This is a genomic window from Acinetobacter sp. YH01009, from assembly GCF_013420765.1.
GTDB classification, from domain to species: Bacteria; Pseudomonadota; Gammaproteobacteria; order Pseudomonadales; family Moraxellaceae; genus Acinetobacter; species Acinetobacter amyesii.
In genome coordinates, this window is record NZ_VOYE01000004.1 from 1 (window position 1) to 21,929 (window position 21,929).

The 21,929-nt window shown below is 40.4% G+C and carries 20 protein-coding genes and 2 pseudogenes; 15 read left to right on the forward strand and 7 right to left on the reverse strand.

Features of this window, described 5'->3' with window-relative positions; all coding sequences use genetic code 11:
- On the forward strand, positions 1-1,318 hold a 1,318-nt coding region (locus FTT76_RS05695), incomplete at its 5' end, for an ATP-binding protein (protein WP_180190153.1).
- A gap of 98 nt (positions 1,319-1,416) precedes the next feature.
- On the opposite strand, the gene FTT76_RS05700 is transcribed toward FTT76_RS05695, so the two are convergent.
- The 6 genes from FTT76_RS05700 to dndB all read right to left on the reverse strand — a co-directional run bounded on the left by FTT76_RS05700 (position 1,417) and on the right by dndB (position 8,362).
- Positions 1,417-2,697 carry a DUF262 domain-containing protein gene (locus FTT76_RS05700; protein WP_373686535.1) on the reverse strand — a complete coding sequence of 427 codons (1,281 nt, stop codon included), beginning with the start codon at positions 2,695-2,697 and terminating at the stop codon, positions 1,417-1,419.
- The gene (locus FTT76_RS05705; RefSeq protein ID WP_180190155.1) at positions 2,682-3,314 is read right to left on the reverse strand and encodes a DUF262 domain-containing protein; all 633 of its coding nucleotides are present in this window, start codon (positions 3,312-3,314) and stop codon (positions 2,682-2,684) included. Before FTT76_RS05705 ends, FTT76_RS05700 begins: the two co-directional genes overlap by 16 nt.
- Before the next feature lie 89 nt (positions 3,315-3,403).
- The gene (gene dndE, locus FTT76_RS05710; protein ID WP_180190156.1) at positions 3,404-3,763 is read right to left on the reverse strand and encodes a DNA sulfur modification protein DndE; all 360 of its coding nucleotides are present in this window, start codon (positions 3,761-3,763) and stop codon (positions 3,404-3,406) included.
- The gene (dndD, locus tag FTT76_RS05715) at positions 3,744-5,750 is read right to left on the reverse strand and encodes a DNA sulfur modification protein DndD (protein ID WP_180190157.1); all 2,007 of its coding nucleotides are present in this window, start codon (positions 5,748-5,750) and stop codon (positions 3,744-3,746) included. The genes dndE and dndD overlap by 20 nt, the downstream gene beginning before the upstream one ends.
- Positions 5,747-7,240, reverse strand: coding sequence for a DNA phosphorothioation system sulfurtransferase DndC (gene dndC / locus FTT76_RS05720; RefSeq protein WP_180190158.1), 1,494 nt, complete (start codon positions 7,238-7,240; stop codon positions 5,747-5,749). Before dndC ends, dndD begins: the two co-directional genes overlap by 4 nt.
- The gene (dndB, locus tag FTT76_RS05725) at positions 7,241-8,362 is read right to left on the reverse strand and encodes a DNA sulfur modification protein DndB (RefSeq protein WP_180190159.1); all 1,122 of its coding nucleotides are present in this window, start codon (positions 8,360-8,362) and stop codon (positions 7,241-7,243) included. It lies immediately after the preceding gene.
- A 461-nt stretch (positions 8,363-8,823) separates the two neighbouring features.
- Between dndB and FTT76_RS05730 the strand changes: the two genes are divergently transcribed.
- Together FTT76_RS05730 and FTT76_RS05735 are read left to right on the forward strand one after the other, a co-directional pair.
- Positions 8,824-9,489 (forward strand): flagellar biosynthesis protein, encoded by a 666-nt coding sequence (locus FTT76_RS05730; RefSeq protein WP_070153988.1) that lies wholly within the window; start codon positions 8,824-8,826, stop codon positions 9,487-9,489.
- Positions 9,490-9,652: 163 nt separating this feature from the next.
- Positions 9,653-10,035 (forward strand): annotated as a pseudogene (locus FTT76_RS05735) (transposase); the annotation flags it as partial.
- On the opposite strand, the pseudogene FTT76_RS05740 reads toward FTT76_RS05735, so the two are convergent.
- Positions 10,034-10,897, reverse strand: a pseudogene (locus FTT76_RS05740) (IS3 family transposase); the annotation flags it as partial. The pseudogenes FTT76_RS05735 and FTT76_RS05740 sit on opposite strands and share 2 nt — an antisense overlap.
- A 205-nt stretch (positions 10,898-11,102) precedes the next feature.
- On the opposite strand from FTT76_RS05740, the gene FTT76_RS05745 reads away from it, so the two are divergent.
- The 12 genes from FTT76_RS05745 to FTT76_RS05800 all read left to right on the forward strand — a co-directional run bounded on the left by FTT76_RS05745 (position 11,103) and on the right by FTT76_RS05800 (position 21,918).
- Positions 11,103-11,723: a beta-ketoacyl synthase chain length factor gene (locus FTT76_RS05745; protein ID WP_180007391.1), complete on the forward strand. Its 621-nt coding sequence runs from the start codon at positions 11,103-11,105 to the stop codon at positions 11,721-11,723.
- Positions 11,717-12,529 carry a 1-acyl-sn-glycerol-3-phosphate acyltransferase gene (locus FTT76_RS05750; RefSeq protein WP_005090856.1) on the forward strand — a complete coding sequence of 271 codons (813 nt, stop codon included), beginning with the start codon at positions 11,717-11,719 and terminating at the stop codon, positions 12,527-12,529. Before FTT76_RS05745 ends, FTT76_RS05750 begins: the two co-directional genes overlap by 7 nt.
- Positions 12,513-12,773 carry a phosphopantetheine-binding protein gene (locus FTT76_RS05755; RefSeq protein WP_005090854.1) on the forward strand — a complete coding sequence of 87 codons (261 nt, stop codon included), beginning with the start codon at positions 12,513-12,515 and terminating at the stop codon, positions 12,771-12,773. The genes FTT76_RS05750 and FTT76_RS05755 overlap by 17 nt, the downstream gene beginning before the upstream one ends.
- Before the next feature lie 9 nt (positions 12,774-12,782).
- Positions 12,783-13,031, forward strand: coding sequence for an acyl carrier protein (locus FTT76_RS05760; protein ID WP_005090852.1), 249 nt, complete (start codon positions 12,783-12,785; stop codon positions 13,029-13,031).
- Positions 13,028-13,582: a septation protein IspZ gene (locus FTT76_RS05765; RefSeq protein ID WP_005090850.1), complete on the forward strand. Its 555-nt coding sequence runs from the start codon at positions 13,028-13,030 to the stop codon at positions 13,580-13,582. Before FTT76_RS05760 ends, FTT76_RS05765 begins: the two co-directional genes overlap by 4 nt.
- Positions 13,583-13,660: 78 nt before the next feature.
- Complete coding sequence (locus tag FTT76_RS05770; RefSeq protein ID WP_180007370.1) at positions 13,661-15,322, forward strand: AMP-binding protein; 1,662 nt, start codon at positions 13,661-13,663, stop codon at positions 15,320-15,322.
- A gap of 14 nt (positions 15,323-15,336) precedes the next feature.
- The gene (locus tag FTT76_RS05775) at positions 15,337-16,071 is read left to right on the forward strand and encodes a glycosyltransferase family 2 protein (RefSeq protein WP_168369547.1); all 735 of its coding nucleotides are present in this window, start codon (positions 15,337-15,339) and stop codon (positions 16,069-16,071) included.
- Positions 16,072-16,088: 17 nt separating this feature from the next.
- The gene (locus tag FTT76_RS05780; RefSeq protein ID WP_168369546.1) at positions 16,089-17,003 is read left to right on the forward strand and encodes an acyltransferase; all 915 of its coding nucleotides are present in this window, start codon (positions 16,089-16,091) and stop codon (positions 17,001-17,003) included.
- A gap of 5 nt (positions 17,004-17,008) precedes the next feature.
- Positions 17,009-18,541 carry a histidine ammonia-lyase gene (hutH, locus tag FTT76_RS05785; protein ID WP_168369545.1) on the forward strand — a complete coding sequence of 511 codons (1,533 nt, stop codon included), beginning with the start codon at positions 17,009-17,011 and terminating at the stop codon, positions 18,539-18,541.
- Positions 18,542-18,550: 9 nt separating this feature from the next.
- Positions 18,551-18,970 (forward strand): thioesterase family protein, encoded by a 420-nt coding sequence (locus tag FTT76_RS05790; protein ID WP_005012597.1) that lies wholly within the window; start codon positions 18,551-18,553, stop codon positions 18,968-18,970.
- A gap of 7 nt (positions 18,971-18,977) precedes the next feature.
- Positions 18,978-19,619, forward strand: a complete 642-nt coding sequence (locus FTT76_RS05795; protein ID WP_168369544.1) for an outer membrane lipoprotein carrier protein LolA — start codon at positions 18,978-18,980, stop codon at positions 19,617-19,619.
- Positions 19,594-21,918, forward strand: coding sequence for an MMPL family transporter (locus FTT76_RS05800; RefSeq protein WP_180003140.1), 2,325 nt, complete (start codon positions 19,594-19,596; stop codon positions 21,916-21,918). Before FTT76_RS05795 ends, FTT76_RS05800 begins: the two co-directional genes overlap by 26 nt.
- Positions 21,919-21,929 lie beyond the last annotated feature (11 nt).

Here is a 21,929-nt window from a genome sequence, read left to right on the forward strand (position 1 = left end):
GGCTACTGAGGCTACTGAGGCTACTGAGGCTACTGAGGCTACTGAGGCTACTGAGGCTACTGAGGCTACTGAGGCTACTGAGGCTACTGAGGCTACTGAGGCTACTGAGGCTACTGAGGCTACTGAGGCTACTGAGGTTGTAACAATGCCTATTCCTCAACAAGCTTTAGTCAATAGTGGTCCGTTGCGTATACATTTTGGTGAAAATGCGATTACTCACGAACAGTTGTATTGGGAACCCACTAATACTGCTAAGTTTATGAATACCAATACAGGAATTATTGGCACGATGGGTACTGGTAAGACGCAATTTACCAAGTCGCTCATTACGCAATTGATGCAGAACCAAGAATCTAATGTCAATTCAGCGCCAATCGGTATGTTGATTTTCGATTACAAATCAGATTATGTGGATGATGAGTTTGTAGAAATCAATGCTGTAAAAAAATATATACCTCATAAATTACCATTTAACCCCCTCAGTTTATTTGGCAATACTCCTTTATTACCTGTGCACACGGCACGTGGTTTTGCAGAAACGATGGCTAAGGCTTTCGGATTGGGTGTCAAACAGCAGGCTACACTACGTAAGCTAGTTTTAGACGCTTATGAGCAAGCTGGTATTGATAAATCAGATTCAGCAACATGGTATTTACCTGCACCAACCATTCAAGATGTGTGGGATTTATTTGAGGCTACTGATCCTTCTATTGATTCTTTATATGCAGCACTCGAAAGTTTAAATGACTTAGAAATTTTTGAGCCAGATCATAAGAAGTGCTCAAGTTTGTATGATTTGTTAGATGGTGTCCTAGTTATTGAATTAGCTAGATTTACCCCTCAAGTTCAAAATCTTGTGGTTGCTTTAACTTTGGATTTGTTTTATTCACAGATGCAGAAACAAGGTAAACCTCAAGTTCAAGGTGACTATCGACAAATCACAAAGATGATCCTTGTTGATGAAGCTGACAACTTTATGTCTCAAGATTTCCCGAGTTTACGCAAGGTTCTTAAAGAAGGCCGTGAGTATGGGGTAGGCGTGGTCTTATCTACACAGGATATTACGCATTTTAAAACTGGTGAAAATAACTACTCAGCATATATTTTGACTTGGGTGATCCACCGTGTCGCACAAATCAGTAATGGCGATATTAAAGCGATCTTTAATGTAGATGATAAGTCTGAGCAAGAGCATTTGATGGAAACTGTTCGTAAACTTGATAAGCATTACAGCTTATATATTGATGGTCAGAAGAAGCTAGTGAAGATGAAAGACAAAGCTTTTTGGGAGTTATTTAAACATTTGGAAGTGTCTTAATTTCTTGGGTTTAACTAATGGTTTTATTTAACTGAAATTGATAGCTCTATAAGCAATACTACCTCTTAATTGGCAGTATTGCTGTATTATAAAACTAATTAATCAATGAAAAAGCTTCCAGAAGTGGATGAGAAGCTATCATATAACTCAATGAAATGAGTTAATATGTTTTCACTTCGATGAATGATCTTTTCTGGTGCCCAATCTTCGTCTTTATCATATGTTGATTTAAAATCTTTATTTATTGAAAGTTCATTAATTAATCCAATAGATATATCATCATGTTTTAGTAAACATTTTTCTTTGAATATTTTTCTGGACATTTCAGCATTATATGGATGTGCACTTAAAGTTAGATTGCCGATAGTGTGAACCCATTTACTATGAATATCTTCATTATATATACTTTTCCAGTGTATTAAGTCTAAGTTGTCAGTAACAGAATCTAGATTTTGAGGTAATACATGCTCTATAGTCCAACTCTTATCCCACAGATTTCGAGTATTTTGTTGTAGGTTGCTTAATTTTTGCTCTACTCTGATTAATAACACTCGTGTAGCATCTTTGCTTTCTTTATACATCGGGATATGCTTATACTTCTGTATAAATTCATTTTTACTAGTTCGACTAAAGTACTCACTTAGTTCTAATATTATTTTATCTAAATCGACTTGCGTTGAATTTTTTAAATCAACAATAATTTTCAAGAAAATATTATCTAATTTATTGGTTTGTGGTGAGTTTTCTAAATGACGACGTATAAACCAAAGTTCAATAAATTTAATTAATTTACTTATATTCAGCTCTTCATGTTGGCTTAATAAATATAAAATAAGTGAGTGTGAGGGTACTGCTTTTACCTTATTTATCCCAATTAAAGTTTCTTTATAAGGGATTAATTTTTTATTTAATTCATTTTTCTCATCTATGTTGGATGGATTTAAAATATTGAAATATATCTTTGATTTGGAAATTAAGTCTTCTAGAAGATCTAATTTATTTTTTGATTTCCTGATGAACTCAAAATAAACCTTTATAACGTTTGATTTTGTTATTTTTTTTATATTTCCTGTATTTCTTTCATTTGAAAAAGCGTAATAGTAATGTTTTAAGAATCTAAATTGTTCATCTGATTTTTTAATATTTTTAGTAATAATATTCCATTTTGAGTCAATTACTTCAGGTGTTATTTTATCATCTTCATTTGCTTTAATTATTTCACTAATGATTTTGTTTTTAATCAAATCCATTGGGCTGAGAGGTGTGCCACGATCATTTAGGCTTTCAAAAATTGTATATGCTGATGATTCGTCATCTACTTCAATACGTACCAATTTGGTGAGTTTTATTTTGGTGTAAAGATCTAAAAGTTGATCAATTTTTTTTCTGGTTTGACTTCGGAAAGTATTTTTGTAATCTCATTGTTGAAATGTTTAATTACTTCTAATATTGTACTTTTATTTTCGTAATTTTCATATTTGAAATATTTTTCAACAGCATTTTCATGATTGATTTCATTATCATTGCTAAGTTTAATTACTTCATCTAGTATTTGGTTATAATGTTCAAAATTTTTATCTTGATTTGAAAGAGTAAGTCTATCAATTCTATTAGTTCTACTTCCGATTATTAAGTTTCTAATATGTAATCTAAATTCAAAAACACCTTCATCATTGGTGGGTTTTTGTGCTAATTCAATCAAAAGATTATAGTAAATGGTGATTAATAAAGCTGATAACGTTACTAAACGCTGTTGGCCATCAATTACTTCATAAGTTTTTATTTTTTCTTCTTGAGTGTTTGACTTATCAATCAATAATATTGAACCAATGAAATATCCGCATTCATTATCTTGAACATCTGCAAGAAGTTGATCCCATTGATCCTTTTTCCAAGAGTAGGCTCTTTGATAGGGTGGTATACAATATTTTTGCTCTATTGATTCGTTATTGTGCCCAAGTAAATTCTCAATTGAGACGGATGAAGCTTTAATCACTGTGTTCTCCTATTTAAAGCTTATTTATGGTTTTGATTCTAATGGGTATTGTATACATGAAAAAGGCAGGTTTTGAACCTACCTTTATGTTAAATATTAGCTATTAAACTTTCAGATGACTTATAACGCACAGACATAGCACCAACACCTCTATGTATATGTCCACGCATACGATCAAGTAAAACTTTATTTTCTAAAGGGTCTTCTTTATTGTCTTCAACATATCGAAGCAGTGATAAGAACAGATCTGTATTTTCACCTGTAAGCGTATAGGCATTAAACTCAGAACCATCCTCATTCGGTAGGGGAATATTACCCAAAGGCCCTTCTTCTAAAGACATCATCAGAGCAATACGACAAAGCAAGTTTGGTGTTAGACCCGTACGTTGTTTTAGCATACGTAGGCGAGTAGTTGCTTCAGATGAAATTTTAAGCTTGCTGTAATGCAATTCTCTTCTCCGTCGTATTGGTACGTTTCAGATCAGTAAAGTAACCTGGTAATGCTTGGGTAGAACTTAACTCGTGATTGTATTCAAGTAAGTAGCTTTCTGAGATAAATTCATCTAATTGATTAACATATAAATCATCAATTTCTGTATCAGTGGAAAGAATAATGACTTGATGACTCACGTGAGGGAAGTAGAACTTCATCAGGTTGTCGCGGTGTTCACGGTCTAAACGGCCAAGTGGAGTATCTACAATCATTGGCAGATGTCGTCCGCTAGTTTTAGCCAAAGACCATAACATCGCAATCGCATAGATCTGCTTTTCACCAGCAGATAAAGCAGACTTTTCGACAACCTTACCATTGGTTTTAATTAACTGAGTATTAAAGCTTTTTGGGTCAATCTGTAAGTCCGTAATGAAATTACGCTTACGTAGTAATGAGTTGAAAATCTCAACAAAGTTATGACGAACTTGATTGATCTTTTGCTCAAGAAGCGCCGTCTCAAATTCAATGAGTGCTTTAATACCTTTGGCCGCTAAAGAGTTTTTGTGATTTTGTAAAGCGAACTCCGCTACTGCTTCACTCGCAGCTTTAAGATTTCGTTCTGCTGTTACAACATCCCAGCTGATTTTACGAACTTCTTCTTCTTTCTGATTCAAAGTTAGATCAAGTTCGCCCAGTTTACGTTCTTTCTGAAGAAGCTCATCCAGGTAGGCATTCGAGTCTTCAGCATTTTCAGCACGTGCGATTGAAAACTCTGTTGCTTCTTTTTCTTGATTTAAGAAAGTAAAACGTTCAAAGAGTGATTTAACATGTTTCTTCACTTCAGCATCTAGGCTGAATAATTTAGTTAAAGCCTGCTGAGGTTCAGACAATTCAGAAAAAGCAATATGTTTACTTAGTTGTGGCTGAGTATTGAAGTAACTTTCAAGAAACTCATTTAAATTTTTCCAATGCTCATCTTTCCAAAGTTCTTTTTTCTGAATGGAACTATTTTGGAATGAGCTAAGCGTCTGTTCAAAAAGCTTCTGGGTCGAAGTTTGATCTGCTGATGAACCTTCTAAATGCTTACTGAATTTTGCAATAAGTTTTGGTGCAAAGAGAAAGGGAAGCAGGCCATTAGCTAAATTCACTAGCTCTTGTTTACAAGTATTAATGTCTTTATTTAACTGAGAGAGCTTCGCTTTGAGTTGGTCATATTCCAACGCAATAGCACCACCTTCAGAGACAAAACGTAATCTTTTTTGCTCAATATTTTTTAGTAAGGATTGATGCTCGAACTTAAGTTGAGCATATTCATTTTTCAGTGTGTTCTCTTGAGATTTAAGCTCATTTAATTCTTTGGTCAAACTCTCAACATCATTCTGATTCTGATCATCTGATTTGTTTCGAGTTAAGTAAGCATGTAAATCCAGACGTAACTTTTCAATAAGGTCGATCCCGAGAAGGTTCTTAATCGCATCTGATAAAGATGCATTATTGTCTTCAGCAATATCCTGAATTTTTTCGCCGTCGAAAAAGAACAATTGTGAAACACCAATAGGAATCAATTCTAATAAAAAGTTTTCCCATTCTTGTTTTGGTACAGACGTAACAGTTTCACCATTCTTCTTTAGATCTAAATTTTCACGGATTTGTCCATCACTAGATAAAGACCAAGAGCGGCATATTCTGAATTCAGCAGGGATACTGCCTTCAGTATAGATGAAGGTCAGTTCAACACTTGAAGCACGTTCAAGATGGTTCTGATTGGTCTTGCTGAGTAAATATTGATGGTACTCTTTCGTACTAATTCCAAGGCCTAAAGCACGTTTACCATAAAGCGCTAAACGAACAGAATCTAAGAATGTCGTTTTACCAGCACCATTACGACCACCGATCAGAATAATTGGTCGATTGGTAATAGATGATTTTTTAGGTTCTAAAGAAAATTCGGTACGCTGACTATATAAACCAACATTATCCAAAATTAATGATTTGATAATCATGGATTAGCTCCAGCGTTATTCAATAAATCTAGCTGACCTGAAGAAATCTCTTCAGCAAAAGATGCTTCTTCATCTTCAGTTTCGATAATGTCATCAATGGTTTGATCAGAGTTGCGATCAGAGAGAATGGTTTTCAAATCACGCCATTCCTCGTTAAGGACTTTGCTCAGCTGGTTATGGATATTATGGCGTCGTTTGAGACCATGAGAGGCTTTTTCCACACCAATAAGCTTGACCATGAGCTCGGTAGGAAGTTCATGTTCTTTACAGATGCGATCAAGCAAAGCAAAGTCTTGAGTATTGTAGAGAACGCTATCCTCAATTTCCCAATCTAAATCGATGCCTAAAGTGCTTTTTACAATTTGAGGTACTGAATCTGCCCAATCCCCACTTTCTGAGCGCCATAGACGGCGAATTTCATGCAATTCGGCAGGGTGAATAAGCACAGGTGCTTCACCAATAGGTGCTTCGGCCTGAACTTGTTTTTGGATCTCTAGAAGTTTTTCGAGCAATTCCTTACGGAAATCTAATTTATATGGACCTGGAACCAGTTTGCCATTTGCATGGTTAAAAGCAACTTGACCATTACGGCGCTTAAATTCACGATAAATGAATTTCTTTTCAGGATCTTGCGTTGAAGACAACAGGTCTCGGTATTCCAATAATGGTTCAAGCCATTCTTCACCAGACTCGACCATTGCTTCCATTGACTTATCTTGTTGCACAACAGTACATACCCAGCAACCAAAACGTGAGTTACCACAGCTAGGAGTTGTTTTATCGACAACAAGAGGGCATTCACCAGCTTGAGCATTTCGATACATGGTGACTAACTCGCGGTTGTCATTATTCCATGGTGATTTGTTTTGCAGCAAATAATTCCAAACGTCATCTGTCGTAAAGGCTTCAATTGGCGCGAACACGAAAGCGTTTAAAAGAGAAGAATGGCGAGCCAGTTTGGTGCCTTTAATTTTATGCATTGCAATAACTTGTGCACGTGTTGCACTTTCGGCAGAGCGTACACCTAGAACAACAACGACTTCACCAAACTCAGCAACGCGTTGTGTAATAAAATCATTAGCAGGTTCAATTTTTAAACGCTCTGTACACCAACGGAACTTATTACTTGGTGCAGGATAGCCACGACCAATTAAGTTTACCCAAAATGAACGTTCAACACGTGGACTCACTTTTTGAACGATAAAAGGCATGCCTTGTTCATCAGACTTTTTTTGGATGTTTTCAAGGTTTTTATCGATATAGCGAACGATAATAGGGGTTTCAACCAGCGTGTCTGAACTAATGACATACACGGGTTTTTGTCGTTGCTCAGATGGTAATAAAGCTAGGGCATTCCATACCAGTTGTAAGGCACAAGTAGAATCCTTACCACCTGAATATCCAACAACCCATGGTCGCTGATCAGACAGATAGACTTCTTGGATTGAAGCATGAATGTCTTTTAGTGAGTTGGTCTCAAAAAAACTCATTTAGACCATCTCCTCGATTTTTGGTGCGGTACTTTGTTTAACTTGAATAGAGTTGGTATGTAGATCTTCAACTCGTTGTGCTTCATCACTCAATGGAATACCTAGAACTTTTTGAATATAGTTGGTTACAAGAACCAAATTGTTGCGGGATTTATTAATTTTACCTGCTACTAATGCTCGACCATTCCAAATAGATAGATTGTTTCTTGACCACTCAACATGAATGAGCTTACTAAGATAGTCTTGCCAATTTTCAGGATGTTCTTGCAATAGTGTATTGCCAACTCTTGCAAGTGCTTGAAGTGCAATTCCATGAGCATGAATGTAGTTTTGGCGTAGATGACACGATGAAGTTTTACCTTCAAGTAGGTCGAGCCAGCCAGGAATATATTGTATTACTTCTTGCCAAAATTGGCTTGCAATTTGAATTGATTGTTCTGTATTTAGATTACGATTCTTAAAAGCTAATAACTCTTTTGTGGCTTGATGAATCGAACTAAAAGTAAAAACTTTAGTTGAACGATTTGAAATGCTGGATTTTTCAAAGTCGGTGAATTCAGTAAATAATGGAATAGTTTCGATAACAGATTTAGTGATATGAGTTTGTTCATCTCGATGATTGAACAATAACTTAATAGACTGTGCTGGCTTTACAGCATGCATATTGAGATCTGCAAACATTTGTTGTGAACGTTTTAAGCCTTGATCAGCATAAAGGACTACAGAGATTGTTTCATCACCAAGATATGGTTTTAACTTTATGGCTTCTTCGATTGCTGCACGGCGGTGTTGACCATCATTGATGAGCACGGTTGCATCCATAGAAATTTTAAGTTTCCCCATGTTGTTGGAAACCTCTGATGGCTCAAATTTCACTTCACCATCAATACAAGCACATAGAGAGGATAGAATATATTCTTCAGGATTTTCAGTGATATACCTACTTATTTGTGGGATTCGACTTTTATTTAAGGTTCGTTGGGCTCTGAGTGAAGGAGGAAGTGAATTGTCATCAAATTTAAAAAATTTAGGTACAAATTTTAAAGGTACCATGATGATGTAGAAAGCATTTCTTGCTTGGATGCCCTGCATCGCGACAAATTCAAACCAATTTCCATCCATAGGAATTACACAAATAACAATATTCTTGTAATTGTACCATGAGTAGAAGTTTTATTATCTGTATTTGGAAGTTTCTTTTTATAAAATAAATAGCTGGATCTGGGAAAATGTATGTAGGTTTGGTGGGGGGGTAATCCTCCCATAAATAACCGAAGTTAAAAGTAGAGGTTAAGCAGCCATTAGAGGTGGCTTTCCTTTGTTAGCTTGATGTGTTCTTACGAGCAATTATTGGATGGAAAGTATCTACACGGATGAATACAGATATGGTGCTCGATGTACTATGATAAGATTAACCCGTTAGGTCAGGTGGCCTAACTTAAATAAAAAAGTCTCCGAAAAACCCGGTACGGTTCAAAACTTAAACACTTTCCCACTAATACGAATAATTATCTTTCAATCTTTGCGCTATTTCTTTATATTTATGAAGTTTTACCTAACTATATAAATATTGAGGGATTTTTGTGAAACATTTTTTTCTTATACTAACTTTTGGGTTGTTAATCACTACACTTTCAGGATGTGCAACATCTCGTGGACTTATCCAAGTTCCAACCTCTAATCAAGTTTCTACACAAGAGGCCAGTAATTCTAAAAAAGTGATTATTGCACTTGTTGAAGATGAAAGGTCTTTTCAAGATAAACCACCAACTGCTGATATCCCATCTTTAAAAGGTGGTTTAGCAAAGGCTACGGCTGAAGAAAAAGCAAAAGCTGTAGCTCGAAAGCGTAACGGTTATGGAAAAGCTTTAGGTGATATTCTTTTAGAGAAAGAAACGGTTTCTGAATTATTAAAGAAACGTACAACTCTAGCACTTAAGAAATCAGGCTATGAAGTTCTTGAAGATAATGCTGCCAATCGGGCGAATGCAGACCTAGTTTTGAATATTAAAATTAATAAATTCTGGTCTTGGTTCCAGCCAGGATTTGCATCTATTAAAATCCATTCTGAAATTGATACTGATATCTTCAATACGAAGAAATCGCCAGCTGAACCTATTCACGTTTACAGCAAAGTTGTTAGATCAGCACAGGTAGCCAATGGTACAAAATGGATTGAAAATATTGATAATGTTTTGAATGACTATGAAGCTAAATTAATTTTATCTTTGCCTAAAGTTACCCCCTAATAAATCATTTTAGATCCAAATTATAGACTCTTAGAATAAAGCTCTTTTAGAAGAGCTTTATCATTTTATCTATCTGTTAGATTTCCCAGTCTACATTCAACTTCACATAGGCTTTGTTGCACAAACCTATCTGTAAAGGCTTTTTCAGCAATATAATTTTCAAATGAAGAAGCTTACATACAAAATCTACCGCACAACCAATTGGTCAGCATATAACCAAGCACTCTTTAATCGTGGGAATATTGACATTTGGTTCGATCCAAAAACACAATGGCATGCAGAACCGCAAGGCAAATAAGGTCTAAGTAAAACTTACTCCGACATAGCGATTCAATGTATTTGATGATCAAATCTCTATTTAGACTCACTTTACACAGGGTTACTGGCTTTGTTCAAAACTTAATTAAACTTTGCGGATTGGATTGGACAGCACCAGATTACAGTATGCTTTGTAGAAGACAAAAGCATATTGATATTGCAATTAGTTATCAGAAAAACAGTGATGGGCTTCATCTACTCGTAGACTCTACAGGCATGAAGTTTGTGAATGTACAATGAGGTCCTTAGCTGGTTTTTGATTGTGAATAGCCATATTCGATGCATCACAAACAAGCTTGGCTGTCATACGCTCATTTAAGCTGTAGCCAACCACTTGTTTCGTGTAAACGTCTTTTACAACTATTAAGTACAACAAGCCTTCAGTCGTCCATATATACGTAATATCACTCAATCACGCTTGGTTTGGTTTAATCATTGAGAATTGTTGCTCAAGCAAATTTGGATAGATCGCTCAGTTATGGTCACTGTTCGTCGTTCTTTTGAAACGTTTGTGGTACTTACAATGCAGCTGATTTAACTTTTTTATCTGACATACTGCATATGTACTAATTTTTACGACCTGAGCCTGTAAATGCTTGGTTAAGCGAATATAGTCATAGCTCTGTTTCGTTTATTTGTGCGCTATTTTGACCAAATTTGTTTGTTGATTTCGCTGAACTAATCGTTTATTCACACCTCGTTTTAGCCAATTATAAAAGTGAGAAACTAATACATGAAGTAATCGTGCCATCAAAATAATCGGCAATCAGTGTTTTTGCGATTTCATATAGGCGTACCTTACTGACGTACTTTGGCAAAGTACGCTGCTGCCTTTTTTAGAAATTTACGTTCCATTTCAGCGGATTTAAGCTGTTTGTTTAAGTTGCTTATTTTCTTCGAGCAAAGCGTTTAGGTCAGGTGAATACTGTTTAGTACCAGCTAAAGTCCCTGCCTTTGCCTTATTGTTCCAATGCGAAAGGGTCTGCATGGAAATGCCGAGTTCTCTAACTGTTTCGGATACATTGCCTTGATTGGCTTCTAATGCTTTGATGGCTTCAGATTTAAGTTCTACCGTATACGTCTTGTGTTTCTAGCTCATGGTAAACTCCTGATGAGTATGTATAGTTTACCAAGTTAAAACCTCCTGTTTTTTCAGCATACAGCAATTGATAATTGAATGGATTTCACAGTTTTATTTTTGAAAACAACATGGTTTTGTTATTTTTTGTGAAAAATTTAACTCGGTGTTATAATTACACACCTGATAATTGTCAATTTTTTAATTACTGATCATGATGATGCAACTCCACGTGTCCCACTTAAATCTAAGTTCGATTGATCAAGTGTTATCAGCTATACAACACATTCCTGCGATGCAACGCCGGCGCTTATCGCGCCTAGCAAAGCTGGCTATGAATAGTGCAATACAGACTTTAAATACACACAAAGTCGATTATATTGTTTGGGTGTCGCAATATGGTGATGAAGCCAAAACGCTGAATATATTAGAAGATGTCTTGAGAGGGCAAACGCCTTCACCGACTCAATTTTCAACCTCGGTACATAATGCAATTTCAGGCTTATATTCTATTTTATGTCAGGATGCGACACCTGCGACCAGTTTGGCAGGTTCGTGGAATGATGGGTTGATTGAAGCTTATGCATGGTTAAAAACAAGGCCAGAAGCCTGTCAGGTTTTGCTGGTGTATTATGATGAAGCCTTGCCTGAAATGTATATCGAGCATCAGCCATTTTCTGCTTTTGCGATGGCAGCGATGATTTCATTAGCGCCTGCAAATTTGATATTGATGCCAAAGCATACGAATGCAACGCCAGCCTATCAGCAAGCTTTAGCATTTAACACGTTTTGGACTAATCCTGAGCAAACTGAATCTGAAGCGTGGACGAAATGCTGAAATTAAATCGAATCAAGCAAAAAGCCAACTATGCATGGCGGGTTGGGGCGACAGGATTTAGCTTTGCCAGCTTTGGCTTAGGCGGTGTGGCGATTGGCGGTTTGGTTGCCCCTCTGGTTAAGCTGAGTTCGTCTGATCTGGATGTCCGAAAACAGCGCACTCAAAAGGTGATTAAACACAGTTTTAAAGGTTTCACCGAAATGATGGTGAAACTGGGCATTATGACTTATACGGTTGAAGGTTTAGAGAAATTAAAAAACAGTCAACAGGAGTTGGTGATTGCCAATCATCCGACACTGATTGACGTGGTGGTTTTAATTGGTTTAATGGAGCAAGCAAACTGTGTCGTTAAGCAGGCACTGTGGTCAAATCCATTTACCAAAGGTCCTGTGCAAAGTGCGGGCTATATTTTAAATGCGGGTTCTGAACAATTTATTCAGGACTGTGTACACAAATTGCAGCAGGATCATGCCGCGTCCTTGTTGATCTTTCCTGAGGGAACAAGAACAGCAAAAGGTGAGCAGTTGAACGAGTTTCAGCGCGGCGCAGCCAATATTGCACTAAGGGCAGGGGTACCGATTCGGCCTGTGCTAATTAGCTGTACGCCCTCGACACTCACCAAAAACGAAAAATGGTATCACATTCCAGAACAGCCTTTTCATATCCATGTAAAAGTCTTGGATGCGATCCAAGTGGAAGACGTATTGGATGACGTAACGGTTAATCCAAAAAATGTACGTCAATTAAATCAACAATTACAATGGTTTTTTAACCAAGAGTTATCCCTAAATGACGAATCTTGCTGATGAATTAAAGCAAATGATTATTGATGTCCTTGCCCTTGAAGACATCAGTATTGAAGACATTGATACAGACGCGCCTTTGTTTGGCGATGGTCTAGGTTTGGACTCGATTGATGCCCTTGAATTAGGCTTGGCATTGAAAAAACGTTATGGCATTCATTTGAATGCAGAGTCTGCAGAAACCAAAGAACATTTTAAATCAATTCAAAGCTTAGTGGCTTTGGTTGAAGCACAGAAAACAGCATAAGAGGTTGCTATGCTTGCACAAGAAACCGTGTTAGAAAAATTACGTGAATGGATGGAAGAGTTGTTTGAAATTGCGCCTGAAGATGTGCAATTAGAGTCAAACCTAGCTTCAGACCTCGATGTTGACAGTATTGATGCCATTGATTTGGTGGTAAAAATTAAAGAGTTGACAGGCAAACAAGTCAACCCTGAAGATTTTAAAAATGTGCGCACCATTCAAGATGTGGTGGTCGTGATTCAGAATATGTCAGTTGCATGAACAACATCTTAAAAGGGGTAGCAGGGATCGGTTTGATCCTCTATCCTTTTTTTGTCGCTTATGCTTTGGCACATGGACAGTATGTCTGGGTCAGTGCGGTATTGATTGTACTGGGCATTTTACGTCTCTTGAGTAAGGGCAATGCCCTGCTGTGGCCATTGACAGGTTTTGCCATTTTATGTGGCGGGCTGAGTTTGATTTTAAAAGATCATGCGTGGCTTAAACTCTATCCTGTCTTTATGAGTCTTGGGGCGCTGTTTATTTTTGCCAGCACCTTGATTCGACCGCCTTCAATGATTGAGCGTTTTGCACGTTTGGCAGAGCCTAATCTGCCAGAAGAAGGAGTCGAATGGACCCGTCAAGTGACCAAAGTTTGGTGTGGTTTTTTTTGCATCAATGCGGTCATTGCCCTGATCACTGTTTTCTTTGCACCGATGAAAATTTGGGTGATGTATAACGGCTTGATCTCTTATGTCTTGATGGGTGGACTGTTACTGGGTGAGTTTGTGTTGCGTAAACGCCAGCAACGACTGCATCAGGCACAGAAATAACAGCATTTCCGTCAGGGCAACTGAAACAGTGGCCTCGAACTATAGCGATTAGAAATACGGTTTTTAAAAACAAATTTTATGTCTTGTCATTTTCAACACCATCTCCATTCATCGCGTCCCTTGTGTATTCAGGCGGACTCAAGTTTTGTGTCCTTTCACACTTTTTGGTTGGATGTAGCTGAACAGGCTACGCAAATTCAGCAGTTGGAACAGCCAGTATGGGCGCTTTGGGAACAAGACAGTTATGAGTTTTTGGTATTGTTGTTTGCAGCCTTGCAAGCAGCTAAGCAAGTGCTGTTGCCGCCGCATCGGGTCAGCGACTTAGAAAAAGAATTGGCTGAACAGCAGATTTATTTTTTAAAACGTTTGCCGTCGACAGCCGCGTCAACCTTTGAGCTTCAATTTGATGCTGCCTTTCTCAATCAGGCACAGCTGTATTTCTATACTTCGGGTTCAACAGGGCAGCCGAAAAAGATTCCGCGCACCTTGCAACAATTGTTCAATGAAGTCTGTGGTTTGGAAGCCAGTTTTGATTTGCCTGAGCGGGCAGTTGCGATTGCCACGGTGAGTCATCAACATATTTATGGTTTGTTGTTTAAGTTGTTGTGGCCCTTAGCCAGTGGACGCAGTTTCTATCAAAAACAACAGGCTTTCCCTGAAGATGTGGTCGATCTTCAAAAGAAAATTGCCCATCTGCAACTGCCCAATTACCTGATTTCAAGTCCTGCATTGTTGAAGCGCTGGACCACAGATGTAGTGTTGCAAGACTGCCATCGGGTCTATTCCTCTGGTGGAAAGTTGGATGCAGGCGTGCGTCCTTTGCTGAACCGTCCGATTACTGAAGTGTTTGGTAGTTCTGAAACAGGCGGGATTGCTCACCGTCAGGCGGATGATGCACTATGGACACCCTTTGCCAATGTCGAAATTAACTGCGCCGAGCAGCAAGAGTTAGCCGTTAAAACCAACCATGCCTATAGCGAGGATTGGATTCTGACGGGAGATAAAGTGCAGGTTATGGATGCAGATAATCCCAAAAGTTCGTTTCAGTTGTTGGGGCGTTTGGACCGCATTGTCAAACTCGAAGAAAAGCGGTTAAGTCTCGATGCGATTGAAGCAAAAATCGCTGAGTTGGCAGAAATACAGCAGTGCCATGTTTTAATTCATGAAAAAGAACAGCGTCAGATGTTGGCGGTGGTGGCAGTGTTAACGGATGATGCAAGGGCGCTGCTCATTGAAAAGGGTAAAGCTGCCTTTACCGCACAGCTGAAAAAACACTTACAACTGAAATTGGAAAGTATCGCGATTCCGCGGCAGTGGCGGTTTTTAACGCAAATGCCACAAAATGCACAATCGAAGCTGAACAAACAGTATTTAAAATCACTCTTTCAGCCGATGACTCTGCCTGTGGTATTGACACAGCAGTCACAGGATATGCAGATCACTTATGCTTTGGAGTTTGTGCCTGAGCTGGAATGCTTTAAAGGGCATTTTCCGAACTTCCCGATTTATCCGGGCGTAGGGCAAATTGGATTTATTCAACATTTTGCCAAACAAAACTGGGCAGATTTACTGTGGTGCAATGGTTTTGAGCAGTTAAAATTTCAAGGACTGATCCAACCCTATCAAACGCTGGAACTGGTGCTCAGCCGTAAAGCACATAAGATCAGTTTTGAGCTGAAAAATCATGACAAAATATTGGCATCAGGACGTTTGCTGTTTGCTGTCCCTGTAGACGTTTAAGCCGAGAGACAAAAATGAAACACTGCTTTGTGATTCCTGTGTATAACCATCCGCATTATTTGGCTGCGTTACTGTCACATTTAAGCGCTTTTGAGTTACCCATTATTATGGTGAATGATGGCAGTGATGCTGATTGTACAACAGTGTTACATCAGCTTGAGCAGGACTACCCAAGGGTCGATTTGGTTGAACATACCCACAATCAAGGGAAGGGGCAGGCGGTGATCACGGGTCTCAAGCATGCCTTTCAATGTGGCTATAGCCATGCTTTGCAACTGGATGCGGATGGACAACATGATTGGCAGGATGTGCAACGCTTTTTAGACACCTCTATCCAGCATCCCGAAGCCATGATTATTGGTCAGCCGATCTTTGATGCGACTGTTCCAAAAAAACGTCTCTATGGACGTTATGCAACCCATATTTGGGTGTGGATTAACAGTCTGTCTTTTGACATTAAAGACAGCATGTGTGGCTTTCGTGTTTATCCTTTGGCGCAGACGGTGAACATTCTAAATACAGCCAAGTTTCAACCGCGGATGGGCTTTGACTCGGAAATTTTGGTGCGTTTGAAATGGGATAATGTGCCGTTTATCAATTTGCCCACGCATGTCGTTTACCCTGAAGGTGGCATTTCACATTTTGATGTTTGGCGTGACAATTTGGGCATGGCGCGCGCGCATAGTCGCTTGTTAGGTGGCATGCTGCTGCGGTTCCCCAAACTGATTTATCAGAAAGTTAAAGGCTAAGGCGGTCAGAGAAGCATATGCAGAAATGGAGCGCCGTGAAAGAGCGGGGCGGGATGTTGCCGCTGATGCTGATGCTGGGTTTCTACCGTTTGGGTGGGCGCTGGCTGTGTCGGGTCATCTTGTACTTTGTGATTTTATGGTACTGGCTCTTTTCCAATACCGCGCGTCAGGCTTCTCTGTTGTACTTAAAAAAACTGCATCATTTTGCAGGTGCACAGTCACCGTTTCAGGCTGAGCCGCAGCTTTGGCATAGCTATACGCATTTGATGCAATTTGGCGAATGTATTTTAGATAAAATTGAGGGCTGGCTCGGGCATATTCCTGAGCAGAACTTAAAGCTGCATGGTCATGCGCATTTTCGTTCGCACTATCAAAAAGGTGCGGTGATTGTGGTGTCACACTTTGGCAATATTGAATTGCTTCGTGCCGTCAAAGCAGAGCATCCGCAGAGAATTAATGTGTTGGTCTATCAAAAACATGCCACCAAATTCAATGAGTTTTTAAAAAAGCTGAATGAACATGCCGATGTCAATTTGGTTTCGGTGGATGAGTTGGGAATTGAAACAGCACTGATTTTACAGGATAGGTTGGATCAAGGTGAATGGGTGATTGTGGCTGCAGACCGCGTACCTGTGCAGTCAGATCGGGTACAATCGGTTGCGTTTTTAGGTGAGCAGGCGCTGTGGCCACAAGGTGCATGGATTTTGGCCAGTTTGTTGAAAGCTCCTGTGCTGGCAGTGTTTTGCTATCGAGTTGATACACATTTTGAAGTGCATATTCACCCAGTGGCGGAGCAGTTAAATTGGCCACGTAAAGAGCGTTTACAGGCCATGCAGCAGACCACACGACAGTATGTGGAACTTTTGGAACAGCATTGCATACGCGCGCCCTTTCAATGGTTTAATTTTTATAATTTTTGGAATAAAGGATAAGTCTTGTGTTAATTGTTGGGGAAACTCCGCTCAGTATTGAAGATGTTGTGGCTGTAGCGCGTAAAGAAAAACAGGTGGCATTGCCTGCCTCTGCTGAATGGACAGCATTGATTCAACGTGGCGCAGATTTCCTCGATCAGCTGTTGCAAGACGAAGGCGTCATTTATGGCGTGACCACGGGCTATGGAGACTCGTGCTTGGTTGAAATTCCGGCCCATCAAGTGCATGAGCTACCACTACATTTGTCGCGTTTTCATGGCTGTGGCATGGGACAAAACTTAGACTTAATTACCGCACGTGCTGTCGTGGTGGTGCGTTTATGTTCATTGGCGCGCGGCTATTCGGGTGTTTCGCATGCCTTGTTACAGCGTTTGGTCTGGATGCTGAATGAAGATGTCATTCCGGTGATTCCCTCAGAAGGTTCGGTGGGTGCCAGTGGTGACTTGACGCCTTTGTCTTATATTGCTGGGGCCTTGGTCGGTGAGCGCGATGTGTACTATCAAGACCAGATCGTACCGATTGCACAAGTGTATGCCGAAAAAGGTTTGGAGCCTTTGGTGATGCGTCCTAAAGAAGGTTTAGCCCTGATGAATGGTACAGCGGTTATGACCGCGATTGCCTGTTTGAATTATAAAAAAGCCGAACAGATTTCTTTTGCCAGTACTTTGATTACCGCCCTGAATGTTTTGGCTTTAGAAGGGAATCCAAGCCATTTTGATGAAGTCTTGTTTGCGCAGAAACCACATCCGGGACAACAACATATTGCAGCTCAGTTACGTGACTGGTTAAACAGTGACGTGCAGACCGAACACCAAAGTTCGCGCCTGCAAGACCGTTATTCACTGCGCTGTGCACCGCATGTGATTGGGGTGTTTGAAGATTCTAAAGTCTGGCTGCGTCAGTTTATTGAAAATGAGCTGAATTCAAGTAACGACAACCCATTGATTGACCCAGTGAACCTGCGGGTACTGCATGGTGGACATTTCTATGGCGGACATATTGCCCAAGCCATGGACAGCCTGAAAATTATGATCGCGAATATTGCTGACTTGATGGATCGTCAGTTTGCGCAGTTGGTCGACTATAAAATGAACAATGGTTTGCCGCGCAATTTAACCGGTTCAAGCCCTGAGCGTTTGCCGTTGAATCATGGCTTTAAAGCGGTGCAAATTGGGGTTTCGGCATGGACAGCAGAAGCCTTGAAACAAACCCTCGCTGCGTCGATTTTCTCACGCTCAACCGAATGTCATAATCAAGACAAAGTCAGTATGGGTACCATTGCTGCGCGTGATGCCAGTCGAGTGATTACCCTGACTGAACAAGTGATTGCGGCACTCAGCTGTGCAGCGGTTCAGGCGGTCAAACTCAAAGGGGTAGATACAGAACTCAGCCCTGTTTTAACAGCATTTCAACACTGGGTGCTTCAGAGCTTCACCTATGTAGTGGAAGATCGTCCTTTGCAACAAGAGCTTCAGGCATTGGTTCATCGCTTTGAGGATTTAGAACTGTTAGACAGCATTGCTGTTCAATATTCATAGGAAATGAGCATGCATGCTGATGTAATCATTGAAGTGCCTTTTCATGATGTCGACACCATGAATGTGGTGTGGCACGGGCATTATTTAAAATATTTTGAAATTGCACGCTGCAAATTGCTGGATCAATTTCACTATAACTATAACCAAATGCGTGACTCGGGCTATGCATGGCCAGTGATTGAAAGTCATGTGCGTTATGTACAAGGCATTGAGTTTGAGCAAAAAATTCGTGTGCGCGCCGTTTTGAAAGAATGGGAAAATCGCTTAAAAATCGAATATCTGATTTTCGATGCAGTTTCAGGCAGAAAGCTGACCAAGGGTTATACCTCGCAAGTGGCGGTACATATTGAAAAACGTGAAATGTGCTTCCAGTCACCACAGGTGTTGCTGGACTGTTTAAATGCATGGCCTGAATTTAAAGCGGAGTAATGCAAGCATGATTCGATACAAATTTTTTAAGCCGATTTTGGTTGCGTGTACAGCCAGTATGATGACTGTGCTTGCTCCCGCAGTGAATGCACAAAATACTGAATTGAAACAGGTGTTTGCTCAGCTCGGTGCAACGCCTGTGGTGCGTGCCCAATTTGAGCAGCAGAAAAAACTGGCCGCTCTGAATAAAACCTATGTGTCCAAAGGCACGGTGCTGTTCAGCAAAAACCAAGGGGTGCTGTGGCAGATTCAAAGTCCAGTCAAAGCCGATTTGGTGGTGACACCGCGTAAGCTGGTACAAAAGACGCAGCGCACGTCCAGTCAAATTGAAGTCGATAAGACTCCTTATGGCTCTGTAGCGACGATGTTTTTGCAGTTGATGTCGGGCAATGAAGCGGCACTCGCTAAAAACTTTAACGTGGTGTCTGCCAATTACAGTCCGACGCAGTGGAATGTCAGCTTAACGCCGAAAAGCAGTCTATTTAAAAAGCTTTTTGTCCAAGTCGATGCGCAAGGTCAGCGTTATGTGGACCGTATTACGATTTTGGAACAAGCCAATAATCGCACCATCATTCGTTTTAGCCAGCAAACGGCTCAACCTCAAACTTTAACGGCTGCGGAAAATGCGCTTTTCCAATTGGCAAAATAAATTTAGCGCCCTGTGGTTGTTGCTGTTGTGTGTCATTGCTTTGGCACTGGGCGTGGCTTGGCTGAATAAAGGCATTAAGATTGAGACCAATATTTTTGCTTTGTTGCCTGAGGCCCATCAAGATGCTCATCTGGAACAAGCACAGCAATATGTCAGTCGGCAGTTAAATGACAAAGTTTTTGTGGTGTTGGATGCCAAAACAGATCAGCAATTAGAACAGGCAACGCAAGTACTCAAAACCCAAGCCGACCAAAGTCAGCTGTTTTTACCCGTTCGTCCGCAGCTTGATCCTGATCAATTTGCCCAAGCGCTGTATCAACATAAGGCGGGGTTGTTATCCAAGACAGATCAACAGATTGTGCAGAAGCAGGATGATGTCGCACTGACAGAGCAAGGCTTATTACAACTGATGAGTCCGGGCATGCCAATCACGGCTGAAATTCTCAAGCAAGATCCCTTGCTGCTGTTTCCCCGTTATGCAGTGGGTTTAAGTGCCTTACAAAATAATGCCGATATCAATTTAGAGCAGGGCTTTGCGACCATTCGTGATGAGCAGGGCATCTCGCGCCTGATGGTGCTTCAGCTCAATAGCAGTCCCTATAACATTGCCTACCAAGAGCAGACTGCTGCATTTATTCAGAATATCAATCGGCAGCTCAACCAGTTGCAGGTTAAACCGCACTGGACAGGCACGTTATTGTTTGCACAGTTTGGCACCAATTCTGCCAAAGAGGAAATCTCGACTATTGGCGTGGGTTCGACCATCGGAATATTACTACTGGTCTGGTTTGGCTTCCGTTCGATACGCCCGATGCTGACGGAAATGGTTGCAGTAGGTACCGGCAGTCTGGTGGCCTTTGCGGTGACGTATTGGGTTTTCGGTGAAATTCACCTGATGACACTGGTCTTTGGCGCCAGTCTGATAGGGGTTTGTGTCGATTTTTCATTTTACTTTATGGCCATGCAGTCTCAGCACCGACAGGTGGATGGATTTGCAGTTTTAAAACCATTATTGCCAAGCCTATTTGTGGGTTTGATGACTACATTGTTGGCTTATGTAGTGCTGAGTTTTACCCCATTTCCGGGTTTTAAGCAGATTGCGGTCTTTTCCATGGTTGGACTGAGCGCCGCATGGGTGACCAGTATTTTATTGTTGCCACGTTTGCCTGCGCTGAATGCGGAACCTGCGATACGTGCTTTGGGCTTTATTGGCAAAGCACGCAGTTATGTGCAGAGTCGAAATACGCTGCGTTATGGCATGATTGCACTGATTCTACTGGTGATGGGTAGTAGTCTCGCCTTGCTGAAAAGCAATGATGACATCCGTAATTTACAAAGTATGGATGCCACCTTAAAGCAGGAAGATCAATATATTCGTTCGCGTTTTATGCAACAGCAAAGCAGTGAATACTTTGTGGTACAGGGCAGAACCCCAGCAGAGTTGGAGCAGCGCGAACAGCAACTACTGGCAGAGCTTGCGCCCTTACAACAGGCTGGCAAGTTGGATGCTGTACAAGCTTTAGGGCAGTGGATTCCCTCGCTTGAGCAGCAGAAGCACAATATCGCGATGTTGCAGGCGATTCCCAAGCCAGCTTTAGTGAAATATGCGCAAGCGCTACAGCTCAACGCAGCGGATGTTTTAAACTGGCAAGCCCATTTAAAAGACCAACCGTTGTTGACCGAAGCAGTCATTAAAGATCATCCTCTGCATTTTCTGCAGATGAGTCCGACACAACGTTTGGTGATGCTGCAAAATGTGCATGATGTCAAAGCCGTACAGCAGCTTGAGAATGCTGATGTACAACTGTTACGTCCCGTTCATCAACTGTCTGAATTGTTTAAACAGCACCGTGAGCAGGCACAGTGGCTATTACTCAGCGCTTTGGTGATTTTAGCCATTGGCTTAGGGACACTATATGGCAAAAAATCCATTCTGCCTTTGGTGTTGCCTGTCAGCATGGCCTTAATGACCACGTTTGCGATTCAAGCATGGCTGGGTGTCGAGATTAATTTATTCAGCATTATGGGTACCTTCCTAATCATTGGGATTGGGGTGGACTATGCGATTTTCTACCGCCACGGACATGATCATCCGCAGGTGGTGGGGATGGCTTTATTCCTGTGCATGATGTCGACGTTTTTTAGTTTTGGTTTGCTGTCCTTTAGTCATACCTATGCCATTCACAGTTTTGGCTTAACAGTGTTGCTGGGCGTTATTTTTTCATTTATTTATGCCACACTTTTTACATCCTCCGATGCAAAACATGTGGTGGTTCAACAATATCAGCCAAAGAGCTGAGTCAAAGGGTA

Excerpts from the sequence above, each read along its gene's own strand:
- dndD (WP_180190157.1), bottom strand. The coding sequence starts at position 5,750 with ATGATTATCAAATCATTAATTTTGGATAATGTTGGTTTATATAGTCAG.
- dndC (WP_180190158.1), bottom strand. The coding sequence starts at position 7,240 with ATGAGTTTTTTTGAGACCAACTCACTAAAAGACATTCATGCTTCAATC.
- dndB (WP_180190159.1), bottom strand. The coding sequence starts at position 8,362 with ATGGATGGAAATTGGTTTGAATTTGTCGCGATGCAGGGCATCCAAGCA.
- FTT76_RS05745 (WP_180007391.1), top strand. The coding sequence starts at position 11,103 with ATGATGCAACTCCACGTGTCCCACTTAAATCTAAGTTCGATTGATCAA.
- FTT76_RS05750 (WP_005090856.1), top strand. The coding sequence starts at position 11,717 with ATGCTGAAATTAAATCGAATCAAGCAAAAAGCCAACTATGCATGGCGG.
- FTT76_RS05755 (WP_005090854.1), top strand. The coding sequence starts at position 12,513 with ATGACGAATCTTGCTGATGAATTAAAGCAAATGATTATTGATGTCCTT.
- FTT76_RS05760 (WP_005090852.1), top strand. The coding sequence starts at position 12,783 with ATGCTTGCACAAGAAACCGTGTTAGAAAAATTACGTGAATGGATGGAA.
- FTT76_RS05765 (WP_005090850.1), top strand. The coding sequence starts at position 13,028 with ATGAACAACATCTTAAAAGGGGTAGCAGGGATCGGTTTGATCCTCTAT.
- FTT76_RS05770 (WP_180007370.1), top strand. The coding sequence starts at position 13,661 with ATGTCTTGTCATTTTCAACACCATCTCCATTCATCGCGTCCCTTGTGT.
- FTT76_RS05775 (WP_168369547.1), top strand. The coding sequence starts at position 15,337 with ATGAAACACTGCTTTGTGATTCCTGTGTATAACCATCCGCATTATTTG.
- FTT76_RS05780 (WP_168369546.1), top strand. The coding sequence starts at position 16,089 with ATGCAGAAATGGAGCGCCGTGAAAGAGCGGGGCGGGATGTTGCCGCTG.
- FTT76_RS05790 (WP_005012597.1), top strand. The coding sequence starts at position 18,551 with ATGCATGCTGATGTAATCATTGAAGTGCCTTTTCATGATGTCGACACC.
- FTT76_RS05795 (WP_168369544.1), top strand. The coding sequence starts at position 18,978 with ATGATTCGATACAAATTTTTTAAGCCGATTTTGGTTGCGTGTACAGCC.
- FTT76_RS05800 (WP_180003140.1), top strand. The coding sequence starts at position 19,594 with ATGCGCTTTTCCAATTGGCAAAATAAATTTAGCGCCCTGTGGTTGTTG.